This is a genomic window from Campylobacter sp. RM16190, from assembly GCF_012978835.1.
GTDB lineage: Bacteria > Campylobacterota > Campylobacteria > Campylobacterales > Campylobacteraceae > Campylobacter_A.
Map to the genome: position 1 here is coordinate 1 of NZ_LIWS01000003.1, position 14,480 is coordinate 14,480.

Below are 14,480 nucleotides of genomic sequence, written 5' to 3' on the forward strand. Positions count from 1 at the left end.
AGTTGTTTTAGTCTTATTGCGAGGACAATAAGAGAGTTTCATAAACACTCCGGGCTTATAGGATCGTTTTATAAATTAAAATTTATTAATCCTAACATCGGCCAAAATTATCTTAGACATCTTGTCTACCTCTCTAGTAACTTCATTTGTTTTATCTACTATTCTGATATTTTGATGAGTCATATCATCGATTTGAGAGATGGATTTGTTTATCATACTTATCCCTTCAGCCTGCTCTTTTATACTCTCACTCATCTCATTTATACTTTGAGCTAGGACATTTGCATTAGCCTCTATCTCACTTAGTGATTTTTGAGTTCTTTCCGCTAGTTTTCTAACTTCATCTGCAACTACCGCAAAGCCTCTTCCGTGTTCTCCGGCACGTGCTGCTTCTATGGCTGCGTTAAGTGCTAGTAAATTTGTTTGATCTGCTATATCTCTTATTATTACTATTATGTTTTTTATCTCTTCTGATTGTCTTGTTACATCTTCTGCTTTTTGACTTATAGCATTCATTGAGCTTGACATCTGTTCTACTGCTGCAGCACTTTCTTGAAGAGAATTTGCTTGGATGTTGGTTCCGTCGGTAAGCTCCCTCATAGATTTAGCCAAAATATTAGCCTTTTCCTCGAGCATCTGAGCCTCATTTAGATTGTCTTGAAGCATCTTACAAATTACATCTCCCATGTTTTTAACACCCATAACCATATCTTTCAAATCACTTTCAAGACCCTCTCTAAGCTCTACTTTTTGAGTAAAATCATTTTTTGTATATAGGCTTAAGACCTTTGTAATATCTTTTAAATTTTCAGATATAGAATCAAAGAATGTATTTAGTAAATCTTTTAACTCCAAAAGTGATGGATTATTTGGATCGGATGAAATTTTCACACCCAAATTTCCTCTGATCATCAAATTTGCAACACTATTTAGCTCATCTATCATCATGTTGTCTTTCTTAATGCCTTCTATAACCTTATCTATATTTTCATTTATAACCCTACTCATGACTCCAAATTCATCATTTGTGCTTATTTCTAACTTTTTAGGAGCCTTTGCCTCATAGGTCACAAATTTAAATACGTCATTTAGCTTATCTTGGATGGCTTTTATTGGATTTAGCGATTTTTTAAGCAATATATATACAAACGCTGAAAGAGCTATCACAAATATTATCGCCAAAATAGCTTGGGTTCTTAAAATAGGTATAGTATTGTTACTGAAAGTATCACCCTCAATCTCTGCTACAGCCAGCCAACCCTCGCTATTTAAAGATAAAATTTTAGCAAATACATTGTTATTTTCTTGATTTACATAAGAAATCAATCCATTTTCATCAAAATTTTTACTCTCAACCTCTTTCATAAGCTGCACTGTTGAAGGCAGAGTTTTTGACAAATTATTTGAATTTGAATGCATTAAAATTTTTGCATCTTTGCCTTCAATGACATAGATATAGCTATACTCGGTTCTACCCATTTCAAGTATCTCTTTATTTAGTCCATCTATGCCAACATTTAAAGACGCCACACCTATTAGCTTGCCATCTTTTATAGCAGGAGCAGAAAAACTAACCACTAGTTGATTATTTGCCACAGATATATAAGGCTCTGTAAAGATAGCCTTATTTTCAGATTTTGCCTTTTTATACCAGCCACGAGTCCTTGGATCATAGTCTTTTGCCGGGTTTCCGTCCGAAAAAAATGTCGCACCATCAGACTCTCTACCGTAATAAGCAAGAGATATTAAGCTAGTGCCCCAATGCCTAGCATCTTTGACTATTTTGAAAATTTCATCATCGCTTCCAGATGAATTCGCTATATCTCTAGCAAGTTTTACTACATACTCTTTATAGGAATCAAAAAATTCACCCATAACACTTTTTACATCTTTTAGGATCTGCTCTTGATTTTGATTTACAAGTTTGACAATTTTATCCTGAGCCATACAATAATTAACCACAGATATGGCAGCAAACGAAATAAAAAGCGCCACAATAAGCATAATAGCGATTTTGTTTGTTATTGATCTCATTTAATATTTTCCTTATTTTAAATTTTAATTAATTCTACTAGTTTATTATTTAAAAGATATTAAAATAAATGGGATTGCAAAATGTAGAAAATATATAAATTCTACCGCCGAATAAAGCGGTAGAATTTGGATATCACATAGCGAATTTAGGATCGCTAAATGCAGTTAGTTTAGGCGCCTCGCCTTTGAATTTCTCGATATTTACAAGAGCTGTATGAGAGATATTTCCGTTTGCAAGTTTGCTGGTTGGCATATCTATGGTTAGCATGTTTGCCGAACCGTTTTTGCATAGTCCGTTCATATCAGGATCATACCAAGCACCCTCGCAAAGTCTCACAACGCCAGGCATGATGTTTTTGGTTACAACCGCTCCCGCAAGCGCTTCACCACGAGCGTTAAAGACGCGAACTAGATCGCCGTTTTTAATACCGAGCGATTTGGCGTCTTTTTCGTGTATCCAAATCGGCTCTCGATTTGCCACTGCGTAGTTATCGCGGATGCTTGTGTTGCTTAGTTGCGAGTGAAGTCTATCTGCCGGGTGAGCGCTGATCATATGGAACTGCGCAGGTTTGTTTTGCATACCTAGCCACTCGATCGGCTCAAACCACATCGGATGCGCCTTGCAGTCATCATATCCCATCTTTTCGATAGTTTCAGAATAAATTTCGATAAGCCCCGAAGGTGTTCCAAGCGCATTTAAAATAGGATCTTCTCTAAATTCGCCAAATCTCACCCACTGATCTCTCTCAGGTGTAGAAGCAAATGTAACAGCCTTGTTTTCATTCCAGAATTCGTTAAATTCTTTCATGTCTGTTACTAGATCAGGGTTTGCTTTTACCTGAGCGTATGCTCCGTTGTAATACTCTTTTATCCAGTCAAATTCGTCTTTTCCATTATCTGTGTAGGCTACGACTAAATTTTTAGCATAAGCTTTGCATAGATCGGTGAAAATTTGATAGTCATCTCTTGCCTCACCAAATTTCTCAACAACTTGTTTCATCGGAACAATGTTCATATTTGAGTAATCACCGGTCATAGTGATGTCGTTTCTCTCATACTGAGTTGTTGTAGGGAACACTATGTCAGCCATCTTTGCGGTCGGCGTCCAGTATGGCTCATTTACTACGATAGTGCGAGGTTTTTGCCACGCTTTTACAAGTGTGTTTGTATCTTGGTGGTGGCAGAAAGGGTTGCCGCCGACCCAGTAGATAAAGTCGATATCAGGATATGTTATCTTCTTACCGTTGTGATCTATAATTTTGCCCGGATTTAGCAGAGCTTCAGCTATCCTAGCTAGAGGGAATACATACTCTGTCGCTTTCGAAAGCCAGCTTTGACCTGTGCCACCCGAAGAAACAGTTTTTGCTACAAATTTACCATTTTTATCAAAGCCACCTGTAACACTTCCTATAAACTCTCCCGCTTCATTGAAATTTCCAACGCTTGCGCTGTTCATACCGCTTAATACGCCGCCTTTGCAAGTCGGCGCACCGCCGTTTGAGTAGTGATAGCTAAGACCAAATCCACCGCCAGGAAGTCCGATTTGTCCAAGCATAGCAGCTAGAGTTACCATAGCCCAGTGCGGTTGCTCGCCGTAATGAGCTCTTTGCATACCCCATCCGCTCATTAGCATAGTGCGGTTATCCATAAAGGTATCTGCAAGCTCTTTTATAAGCGAAGCTTTAAGTCCGCAAATTTTACTCGCCCACTCTAGGTCTTTTGCCACGCCGTCTGTCTTGCCAAGCAGGTAAGGAAGGAATTTATCAAAGCCCACTGTGTAAGTTGAGATAAACTCTTTATCGTATTTGTCACTTGTATATAGGTAGTGCATCATACCAAGCATCATCGCTGTATCGGTATTTGGCAGAGGAGTTACCCACTGAGCTTTGTCGAAGTATTGAGCTGTTTCGCTCTTGATAGGATCGATGATGATCACTTTTTTGCCCGATTTTTTAAGCTCTTCAAAGTATTTAAAGCCTTGCTCGTCTGTCGAAGTCCAAGCTATGCGAAGTGTGGATATAGGATTTGCCCCCCAGATAACTACTACTTTTGAGTGCTCAAGTATAAGCGGCCAGCTGGTTTGTTGCTCATACACTTCGATACTTCCTACAACGTGAGGCATGATGACCTGACTAGCTCCGGTTGAATAATCCCCAAGGTGACCCACAAAGCCTCCGCTTAGGTTCATAAATCTATGAAGCAAAATTCTTGAGTTGTGCACGTTACCGCTTGATTTCCAGCCGTAGCTTCCTGCAAATACAGCTTGGTTGCCCTTTTCTTTTCTCGTCTTTTTAAGCTCTCTGGCAACAAGCTTGATAGCATCTTCGTATCTTACTCTAACCCACTCGTCTTTGCCTCTAAGTTCCGGTTTTGGGTTATTTGGATCCATTAGATAGCTTTTGCGCACCATTGGGTATTTGATACGGCTTTTATAGACCATATCGGCTGTGAAATTTTGAAGCGGGTTTGGTATCTCGCTTGTCTTTTGCACAGGACCTGAGCCTACGATAACTCCGTCTTTAACGTCCACTTTTAGCATACCCCAGTGAGCTGCGGTATTTACGGTGCCGTTTTTTACAAGGGCCGGATTTAGCTCATCGGCTAGTAAATTTGTGGCTGTAACCTTTGATAGCAGAGGAGCTCCGGCTAAAAGTGCGCCAAATTTTAAAACATCTCGTCTTTGTCTATTCATCTTTTCTCCTTTTGTGGTTTTTATCTCTCGTCTAAGCATTTTTAGGCACTACTTCACATCCGAAGAGTGTTTTTGAAGATATTGCGTGATGAGCCACTCGTCTTTTTTGTCTATCGCGGTTCTGCTAAGCATCGATTTTACAAGACCCGGCCATTGGTTTGCAGTATAGTGATCGGTCGCATGAGCACCGTGGCAAATACCGCAGTTATCTTTGTATAACTGATCGGCTCTTGCAAACATAGAAGATACTTCATTTACAAATTCGCCCTTTGTGGTGTAAGCAACTGCTTCTACTTTGTCCCATTTGCCGTTTTTGCCCTTTTCAAGTGTTTTATACTCGATCTTAGCCGTCTTAGCAAATGCAGCCGCTATAACGCGCTGTGAGTCGCTATAGTAGATCACGTTATCTATAGCAGGGTTTTTGTAGCCACGGATGACTATCTTTACTCTATCTCCGCTCTCTTCGCTTATCTTAACTGCGTTTGTTGGAAGCAGCCTTCCTATAGACTTAGTCGAACTCTCGTCCGCAAAAATCGGCTTCACAACATCTGTATAAACATCGCCTGCAGCAAGCAGCGAACAAGCTAGCGTTACTGATAGTAATACCTTCTTCATATTTCTCCTTTATCGTGGTTGTAGGGAAATTATAGATAAAAAGTATGATTTAAGTATGATTTTTTTGAAATTTATGAAATTTTATGAATTTATTTAAGTAGTTTTGTGGATTTAGAAAATTTTAATAAATATACTTAATTTTAGCATAACAAATATCTATTAAATACAACTCTTGGGCTATATTTTTTTCTCAAACATAGCCAACCTCGCTCACCGTCCTATCGCACTCCTCGTTTAAGCAGAGCTTGTAGCCTCTACCTTGAGCGCTTTGGATGAGTTCAGGATATAGCTTCTTGCGAAGTTTATAGACAAACGAGCGTATCGCATCACTCGTGCAGCTCTCTCCTTGCCACACGTTAGCCTCTATCATCTCAAAGCTAACGGTTCGCGTCTGGTTTTTAAGAAACAGATGAAGTAGCGCTTGCTCCTTTTTAGTTAGCGCCACGACTTCACCGTCCTTATAAAGCTCTCTTGTAAATGCGTTAAACACAAAGCCGTTTTTAAGATCAACGCTTGCAAAATCGCTTCTAAATTTATTCGCCGCAAAGCTCATTGTCATCACTAGCTCGCGTTTGTCAAAAGGCTTTTTAAGCACGCCCGAGCTCTTAACATCGATCGCACTTAGCATATTTTCATCGCTATCATAAGCAGTTAGAAATAAAATAGGCACGTTCTCATCGCTCTTTCTGATGATCGAAGCCATTTTTAGACCGCTCATTCTGGGCATGTTGATGTCAGAAACTATCAAATTTATATTGCGCGAGCCAAAGCACTCCAGCGCCTCTTTAGCATCCCTGCAAGCGTAAATTTCATGCACATAGTGCTCTATCGCGCTTTTTATCGCCTCTCTTAAGTCATCATCATCCTCGACCAGAAGCAAATTCACATCTTTTAATATCTCTTTTATCTTACTATACATTATCCGCCTCTTTAACCTCTCTTTTTAGATAAAGCGCAAATTTCGTGGGCTCTTTGGCGCTTTCAAGCACAAGTCTTCCGCCAAGCTTATCGGTAGCTAAAATTTTAGCCACATAAAGCCCCATGCCCGTTCCCGTCTCTTCTTTGGTCGTGAAAAACGGCTCAAAGATACGCTCTTTATCCCATCTTATGCCGCTACCGTTATCGCTTACGCTTATACAAATTTCGCCTTTTGCCCTTTGCAAACCCACCCAAACTCTGGGCTCAAAATATATATCATCTTGCATAAAATTCACAAGCTCATCTTTGGCGTTTGAAAGCAGGCTTAGTAAAATTTGCTTCACGTAAGAAGACACACCGCAAACGATAAATTCACCCTCTTCGCACTCAAACTCAAACAAAATTCCATTCGTATTCATCTGCGGCTTTACTATAAATGCAAGCTCGTTTATAACATCTTTTACATTAAAATTTATTATATTGTTATCGTTTTTATAAAAACTTCTAAAAGCACTTATCGTCTCATCCATAAGCCTGATCCCGTTTTTGCAGCGACTTAGATGAGTTTTTATCTCGTCAAATTTGGCTTCATTTAAGCAGTCTTCGATATTTTCAAGCGATAGTAAGATGGAGCTAAGTGGCTGGCGCTGTTGATGAGATATGGAGTTTATCATCTCGCCGACAACCGCCATCTTTGCGTTAGATATGAGCATTCTGTGGTGTTCGGCCTGTTTTTCTTCAAGCTCTCTTTCGTGCGTCACATCGCTTGCGGTGATGATAAATCCGTCAAATTTAACCCCGCCCTCAAGCACGCTTGAGACGTTTAATCGGTAAAAAATTTTATCGATACAGACGATGAAATTTTGATTTTCGTGAGGGTGGTTTTTGAGATTTGAGAAGCTTTTTAAACACTCAAGCTCTTTGGAATTTAAAACGAGAGAGTTAAATTCTTGCTCGTAATACACCTTGCTTTCAAGATTAAAAATTTGCTCAAATTTTTTGTTTATAAATTTGATGATTCCACTTTCATCTACGAGCAAAAGCCCCAGATTTGGAGTCTTTGCAAAGGCTCGCTCTACATCGTTTTTACTCTGTGCTTTATTGCCGGCAAGCAGATATATCAAAACTCCTGCAAGCAAAAAGCCCGCTAAAACCAGAAATTTAACATCGCCGCTAGCGTAATAAAACCAAACGCAAATCGCCCCAAACAAGAAAAATAGAGCGAAAATAACCTTTTGCAAAAAGCCTCCTTGGTTTTGCAAATTTAAGCTTAATTAAGCTCTTTATACTCCACTATATCAAGCCCAAACCCGCCAAGAGCTACGAATTCTCGGTTTTTGCTTGAGCTTAGAAGCTCGATCTCTTCAACTCCTAGCTTTCTTAAAATTTGAGCTCCGATGCCAAAGTCTTTTATAGTGCTGTCGCAGGTTTTTTCATCTTGCAAAAATACCAAAACTCCACCGTTTTCGCTTAGATACTTGATCGATTTTAAAAGATCTTCGAATTTAGCCGAGGTCAAAAGCTCGATATCGCTTGCGGTTTTGTGAAATTTTACATTTGCACGCTTGTTTATTTCGCCAAATGCAAATGCAAAATGCGTTTGGTCTTTATGGTCGATTATGTCGTATTTAACGGCATTAAAGCCAGCTATCTTAGCATCTGATTTTTCTTTTATGTCTATTAAACTCTCATGCTTTAGCCTATACTCAACCAACTCTGAAACCGAGACCATATTAAGCCCAAATTTCTTACAGAACTCCTCAAGATCGGCTCTTCTTGCCATATTTCCATCATCTTTTACGATCTCGCAAATCACCGCAGCTTGCGTCACTCCTGCGTATTTGCAAAGATCAACCGAGCCTTCTGTGTGACCTGTTCTGCTTAGCACGCCGCCTTTTTTGGCTATAAGAGGAAAGATATGCCCCGGCTTTACGAAATCTTCAGGCTTAGAAGTATGATCAGTCGCCAAACGTATCGTCATATCGCGCTCATAAGCGCTAACTCCCGTTGTAGCCGCCTTTGCATCTATCGTAACGGTAAAGGCCGTCTCGTGGCACGAGGTGTTTTTACTCACCATCAGATCAAGTTCAAGCCTCTTTGCTATCTCCTCGCAAACCGCAAGACAAAGCACACCTCTAGCGTGAGTTATGGCAAAATTTACCTTTTGCGTATCGCTAAACGCACCTGCAAAGACAAGATCGCCTTCGTTTTCTCTATCCTCATCATCGACCATTACTACCATTTTGCCGTTTCTTATATCGGCAATCGCTTGTTCAACTCTATCCATTTTTTCTCTTTATAATTAAATTTGTAAGAATTATACCTGTTTTGTTTAAAATTAAAGATTAAACTAAAATTATAAACAATTTATAAATTTTATATTTTCAACAAATAGTTGTTTTATAGACATTAGGATAAATTTGCTTTTTTAGTTTTCTTGAAACGATAATTAAATTTTAAAATATTTTTGATTATAATACTGATACAAATTATTATAAAGGTTAAAGATATGCAAAAGATTGCTTTTAACGATGACATCTCGGAAACTCTGCTTATAAATTTGTATTTTAGAAGCCTTGAAAACGAAGTAAAAGAGCCGATTTTAAAAGATGAGTTTTCAAAAGATATAGTTAAGAATATAGATTATGATTTTGCAAAATTTGATTCAAGCGATTTAAGCCGTATAGGAGTTATCATAAGGGCTAAATTTTTTGATGACGCACTTATAGAATTCACTAAAAACAACGATGAAGTCGTTATCGTGCAAGTTGGAGCAGGTCTTGACACAAGACCCCTTAGACTTGAAGAAATCTGCCCTAATGCTATCTTTTACGACCTTGATTTGCCCGATGTATCTGCACTTAGAGATAGCCTTGTACCAAAAGCCAAACGAAATTTTAATATCGCTAGCTCCATGCTAGAGACCGCTTGGATGGATGAGCTTAAGGCAAAACATCCAAATGCGAAATTTGCATTTGTGCTTGAAGGCGTTGCGATGTATTTTGAAAAAGAGGTTTTTAAGGAGTTCTTTTTAAATTTAGCTAGGAGGTTTGAAGGCATAGTCGCGCTTGATCTTATAAATAATTTTGCCGCAAAGATGGATTCTAGGAAGCATGATACGCTTAAATTTATGAAAAAAGCCGTAGTTTTTAAAATGGGCATAGAAGATCCAAGTGAGGTTGAAGAGTGGGATAAAACCGCGATAAAACATCTAAGCACGGGCGTTATGATGAGTATGTATAAAGATCGCTGGAGCCTTAGAGCAAGGATCATGAGGATATTTCCTTCAATTAGAAACTCTTGCAGGATGTTTGTGTTTAAGATAAATTGATACCAAATAATATTTAGTTAGATAAATTTCTTAAATTTTAAAATATAGAAAAAGACACCGATGCAAATAATAGACGAAAAAACGACCGTTGCTTTATAACCCACAAAAGAGGCGATAACAAAGCCAAGAGCAAAGGATATATACTGAAACAACATGCTTATACTACTTTGCAAAGCGCACTCGCTTACCGGATGCTTTGTCGCCTTTCTCATGATCATAGTTGAGACACTTACGGCGCCTACAGTATATACGGCAAAACAAATTTGACACACCAAAACCAAAACTATGAAATTCGTATATCCTAAAATAGGCAAAAGCAGAGTTAAAATCCCCGCAGCTTGGATGAGCGTAACTAAAATTATTGTTTTGATACTACCGAATTTATTTATAAGATAACTTGCGATAACGCTACCCAGCAAAACACCGCAAAGCCCGTATATATGCACGATCTTGCCAACTTCATCCAGCCCTCTTCCGCTATCAACTAGTATGGGATTAATAAGCCCAAAGGACATGCAAACACCCACACCTTGAAGCATCAGCACGCTTAGCCAAAATTTCTTATCTTTAAAAAACATCGCCATGTTCTTAAAATTTACGTGATTTTGACTTTTCTCAAGTTCTCTTGGTAGCTCTTTAAAGGTTATAATCATAAAAAGCGCGATAAGCGTAAGAAAGACTAAAAACAGAGTCGAAGCTATCCAGCCGAAATTTGCATATATTATGAGCGTAACGCCGGTTCCTAAAACATGCCCGATAAAATTTCCACTAGCTCCTAGCGAATTTGCGCCCGCCAAATTTTGAGGAGTTGAAATTTTGATAATCAAAGCGCTTGATGCGATAGCCGAAGTAGCCGATAAAAAGCCAAGAAGACCCGCCATAATCAAGATAAAGCCTAAATTTTCTCGCACGTTTAAAAATGAAGTTATACCAAGAGAGATTATCATCAGAGTTAAGATAACTACGATAAAATTTTTATAAACTCCACCCATTTTTGCGACCGCAAATTCCACAAACGGCGCCCACAAAAATCTAAATCCATAAAATAATCCTATAAAATATACCGCGCCTATCTTTTCTAAGCTGAGTCCGTCTTGCCTAAGTATGGCCGCCAAGCTTTCGGAGAAAAACCCGACGCTTATGTATTGAGCCATATTTAAAGAGATTATCAAAAAGGCGATTTGGGCTTTGAAATTTAAAATTTTAATAGGCAAATTCAAAGCCCTGCCTTATAGATAGCTTAAATTTTATGCGCAAGATAAGGTCGTATTGGCAATTTATTAAGCATACCTTGGCCAAAGTGCAATTTATTAAATTTTTATTACGCATCTTTATTTTTAGCATGCCAAATTTTTACATTTTGCTGAGCTTGCCACATGCTGTAGTATCTGCCCTTCGCGCTTAAAAGCTCTTCATGAGAGCCTTTTTCAACCAAATTTGCATCATCAAAGACCAAAATTTGATCAGCCGCGACGATGGTAGATAGCCTATGAGCTATGACTATAACGGTTTTATCCTTTACTAAAGTATCAATAGCCTTTTGCACCGCAAGCTCACTTGCGGTATCAAGCGCTGCGGTAGGCTCGTCTAAAATAACAATAGGAGAGTCTTTTAGTATGGCTCTAGCTATGCTGATACGCTGCTTTTCTCCGCCTGAGAGATTTCCGCCTATATCGCCCACTCTAGTTTCATAGCCTTTGGGAAGCCTTGAGATAAAATCGTCACAAAGTGCCGTTTTGGCTGCATTTTCTACCTCCTTATCGCTTGCGCTTGCTCTGCCCATGCGAATATTGTTTAGCACCGTATCGTCAAAGAGATAGACATCTTGAAATACCACAGATAAGCACTTCATAAGCTCTTCTTGCCTTATACTCCTTATATCTACTCCGCCTATTTTTATCTCCCCTTTTTGCGCGTCGGCATACCTCATAAGCATCTTTATAGCCGTTGTCTTGCCGCTTCCAGAGGCTCCTACTATAGCGGTCATGCTCTTGGCGGGAATTTTGAAACTAACACTATTAAGAGAGTTTTTATCGCTACCAAAATAGGCAAAATCAACCTCATTAAATTCGATATCAAACTTTTCTGGTATCGTTATAGGCGGATAAAATTCAAGCTCTTTCATATTTAAAATTTCTTTCGTGCGCCTAAAACCGTTTTCGCTAACGTCAAAAACGCTAGCCACCACTAAAAGTATCGAAAACGGCTCATTTAGCCTTGGAAGGATAACCAACACGGCCGCAAAAAGACCAAGCGAAATTTCACCGCTTATATTAAGATAAACACCCACAAAAACGGCTAACAAAGTAGTAAATATGATCAAGCTTCCTGTTAGCAAAATAGGCAAATTTGATCCCGTCATCTCATCAAGCTGAATTTGCCTTACGTTTTCTATCTCTCTTTGTAGCTTATTTGAGTTTTTGCCGATCAAATTTACGGATCGAAGCACGCCTATACCTTGGATATACTCTATGATACTTGATTCAAGAGACGCGTTTGCCGTCATAAATTTCTTTTTATCTTCTACTGCCATCTTACGTTTTAGATTATAAAGCGGGATAACAAGAGGCAACATCACAATAAGTATAAGAGCGATCTTTAAATTTGCAAAAAGAGTGGCGATGATAACAAAAGAGCAGATTAAAAGCGGCTCTAAAAACATAAGAGGTATCATGTTCATAAGCATTACCGCAGAATCAACATTGCTTGCAAATACGGCGTTTAGCTCGCCGGTCTTATATCTGCCAAGGTTTTCAAGAGGCACTGAGGTTAGCTTTTTTCCAAGCTTTAAGCGAAGATCGTATCCTACATCTACAAAAGTGCCAGCATGATCATAATGAGAGCTTTTAAATTTAGCCACCATAAATACTATAAGCACGGCTATCATCGCTAAAACAACGAAATTTAAAGAGCTTTTATCCCCCTGATAAGCAAAAACAAGAAGAGGGTAAAACAAACAAAGCAAAACGGCTTGAGATACTATAGCTACGACGCCTGAATAAAGGCTATTTTTATACTCTTTTTGATACGAGCCTGCAATCTCTAAAAACATCTTGTAAAGCTCTTTTATGGAAGCGAATTTGATATCTTTATTCATGATAGGACCCCTTGTGGATGTTCCAAATTTGAGTTTGCGTATAGCTATCCCAAAGCTTGGAGTATAAATTATCATTTGCTAAAAGCTCTTCGTGAAGTCCGTTTTCTACTACTTCGCCTTTATCAAAAACTACGATCTGATCGGCTTTTTTAATAGTTGATAGACGGTGAGCTATGATGATTACGGTTTTGCCTATTATGAGATTTGAAATGGCTTTGATGATCTTCTCTTCGTTTTCAGGGTCTGCAAATGCAGTCGCCTCATCAAGCACTATGATAGGCGCATCTCTTAAAATTGCGCGAGCTATGGTTATGCGCTGCTTTTGCCCTCCGCTTAAATTTGCACCTCTATCACCGCAAATAGTATCATATCCATTTGGCAAAGTCTCTATAAACTCATGAATTTGCGCTGCTTTTGCGGCACTTATCACCTCATCTCTTGTTGCATTTGGCTTTGCCATTGAGATATTTTCATATACGGTGTCGTTAAACAAAAACGTATCTTGAAATACGAAAGATACGAAATTCATTAGCTTCATAGGCTCAATTTGCCTTACATCAACTCCACCTATTAAAATTTCACCATTACAAACATCCCAAAAACGAGGGATAAGCTGTGCTGCGGTGCTCTTGCCCGCACCGCTTGGACCAACGAGTGCCGTTACGCTTCCTGCATCAACCTTAAAACTAACATCCTTAAGAGCGAATTCGTCTCTTGTTTCGTATTTAAAACTTACATTTTTAAATTCTACCGAGCTATCCTTCGGTTCTTTGAAAGAATCTGAAATTTTAAGAGGCTTTATGTCTAAAATTTCTAAAATTCCGCTTGCCGCCGCCCTTGACTGCTGAACAAAATTATTTACCCACATAAGCGGCATCATCGACTCTATAATGCCTGCTGCAAGTATCAACGCTCCTATAAATTTGCCAAATTCCAAACTACCATTCATATAAAGATAACTACCCGATATACCCACAACAACAAGAGTTATAATCGGACTAGCAAGCATTATAGCAACCCTTGAAGCAGTAGTCGTCAGAGCTATCCACTCCTTAAGACTCTTGCAGTAGGCGTTAAGAGCATCGTTATAGCGCTTAAAGGAGCTTGCGCCGTCACTAAATGTCCTAACCACCGGCATAGCTTGAACAAATTCTATAATAGACGCGTTTATAAGCGCTTGGTTATCGTCATACTCTTTTCTATATTTTGCATTATCTTTAAAAGCCATACTCATAACAGCCGCACTTACAAAAACCAAAGTGAGGCTAAGCACCAAAAGCCTTAGATCAAAAAAGCCAAGTGCGATTAGGCATGCAATAGGAGTTACGGCCACTCTTGCCAGCATAGGAGTAGTGTCTGCTACAAAAGAGTGTAAATTTTTCACATCATCAAGCATGCTTTTTTTAAGCTTGCCGCTTCCTTTGGTTATAACCTCTCCGAAAGGAATCGCCGCTATATGCTCAGAAAGCTTGGTGCGTAAAATTTGCTCAAGCTTAAAGGCTGCCACGTGAGATACTCTAAAGGCGTTTGAGCGCAAAAGATATTCAGCTATGATAAATCCTGTGCCTACACACAGCAAAGTATAGTTTATCTCCGCATTTGCAAGATACGAGATGACAAAAGCAAAAATACTAAAAGCAAGCACATAGCAGATAGATGCGATGCCTGCTAAGATCATACCTAGCTTTATCTCTTTTACAACAGGCTCGATGATCCTTGTTAAATCTCCTTGCTTTTCTTTCATAGGAATTCCTTAATTTTATTTGAGCGAATTTAATCCGCTATAAGCAGAA

The 14,480-nt window shown here is 38.9% G+C and carries 10 protein-coding genes and 1 pseudogene; 1 reads left to right on the forward strand and 10 read right to left on the reverse strand.

Annotation, left to right across the window (positions count from 1 at the left end):
• Positions 1–75: 75 nt before the first annotated feature.
• The 7 genes and pseudogenes from CDOM16190_RS10935 to CDOM16190_RS03850 all read right to left on the reverse strand — a co-directional run bounded on the left by CDOM16190_RS10935 (position 76) and on the right by CDOM16190_RS03850 (position 8,546).
• Complete coding sequence (locus tag CDOM16190_RS10935; RefSeq protein WP_502707510.1) at positions 76–1,008, reverse strand: methyl-accepting chemotaxis protein; 933 nt, start codon at positions 1,006–1,008, stop codon at positions 76–78.
• A gap of 228 nt (positions 1,009–1,236) precedes the next feature.
• Positions 1,237–2,034 (reverse strand): annotated as a pseudogene (locus tag CDOM16190_RS10940) (PDC sensor domain-containing protein); the annotation flags it as partial.
• 133 nt (positions 2,035–2,167) lie between these two features.
• Positions 2,168–4,726, reverse strand: coding sequence for a molybdopterin guanine dinucleotide-containing S/N-oxide reductase (locus CDOM16190_RS03830; protein WP_170018960.1), 2,559 nt, complete (start codon positions 4,724–4,726; stop codon positions 2,168–2,170).
• 48 nt (positions 4,727–4,774) lie between these two features.
• Positions 4,775–5,341: a cytochrome C gene (locus tag CDOM16190_RS03835; RefSeq protein WP_170018961.1), complete on the reverse strand. Its 567-nt coding sequence runs from the start codon at positions 5,339–5,341 to the stop codon at positions 4,775–4,777.
• A 190-nt stretch (positions 5,342–5,531) separates the two neighbouring features.
• Complete coding sequence (locus CDOM16190_RS03840; RefSeq protein WP_169975978.1) at positions 5,532–6,260, reverse strand: response regulator transcription factor; 729 nt, start codon at positions 6,258–6,260, stop codon at positions 5,532–5,534.
• Positions 6,253–7,500, reverse strand: a complete 1,248-nt coding sequence (locus CDOM16190_RS03845) for an ATP-binding protein (protein WP_249934109.1) — start codon at positions 7,498–7,500, stop codon at positions 6,253–6,255. Before CDOM16190_RS03845 ends, CDOM16190_RS03840 begins: the two co-directional genes overlap by 8 nt.
• A 29-nt stretch (positions 7,501–7,529) precedes the next feature.
• Positions 7,530–8,546: a bifunctional 3,4-dihydroxy-2-butanone 4-phosphate synthase/GTP cyclohydrolase II gene (locus tag CDOM16190_RS03850; RefSeq protein ID WP_169975980.1), complete on the reverse strand. Its 1,017-nt coding sequence runs from the start codon at positions 8,544–8,546 to the stop codon at positions 7,530–7,532.
• Positions 8,547–8,768: 222 nt separating this feature from the next.
• Between CDOM16190_RS03850 and CDOM16190_RS03855 the strand changes: the two genes are divergently transcribed.
• Positions 8,769–9,590 (forward strand): class I SAM-dependent methyltransferase, encoded by an 822-nt coding sequence (locus CDOM16190_RS03855; protein WP_170018962.1) that lies wholly within the window; start codon positions 8,769–8,771, stop codon positions 9,588–9,590.
• A 17-nt stretch (positions 9,591–9,607) separates the two neighbouring features.
• Here CDOM16190_RS03855 and CDOM16190_RS03860 read toward each other — a convergent pair whose 3' ends face one another.
• The 3 genes from CDOM16190_RS03860 to CDOM16190_RS03870 all read right to left on the reverse strand — a co-directional run bounded on the left by CDOM16190_RS03860 (position 9,608) and on the right by CDOM16190_RS03870 (position 14,431).
• Complete coding sequence (locus CDOM16190_RS03860) at positions 9,608–10,810, reverse strand: MFS transporter (RefSeq protein ID WP_170018963.1); 1,203 nt, start codon at positions 10,808–10,810, stop codon at positions 9,608–9,610.
• A 101-nt stretch (positions 10,811–10,911) separates the two neighbouring features.
• Positions 10,912–12,687 (reverse strand): ABC transporter ATP-binding protein, encoded by a 1,776-nt coding sequence (locus tag CDOM16190_RS03865; protein WP_170018964.1) that lies wholly within the window; start codon positions 12,685–12,687, stop codon positions 10,912–10,914.
• Positions 12,680–14,431, reverse strand: coding sequence for an ABC transporter ATP-binding protein (locus CDOM16190_RS03870; protein ID WP_170018965.1), 1,752 nt, complete (start codon positions 14,429–14,431; stop codon positions 12,680–12,682). The genes CDOM16190_RS03865 and CDOM16190_RS03870 overlap by 8 nt, the downstream gene beginning before the upstream one ends.
• Between the last annotated feature and the right edge of the window lie 49 nt (positions 14,432–14,480).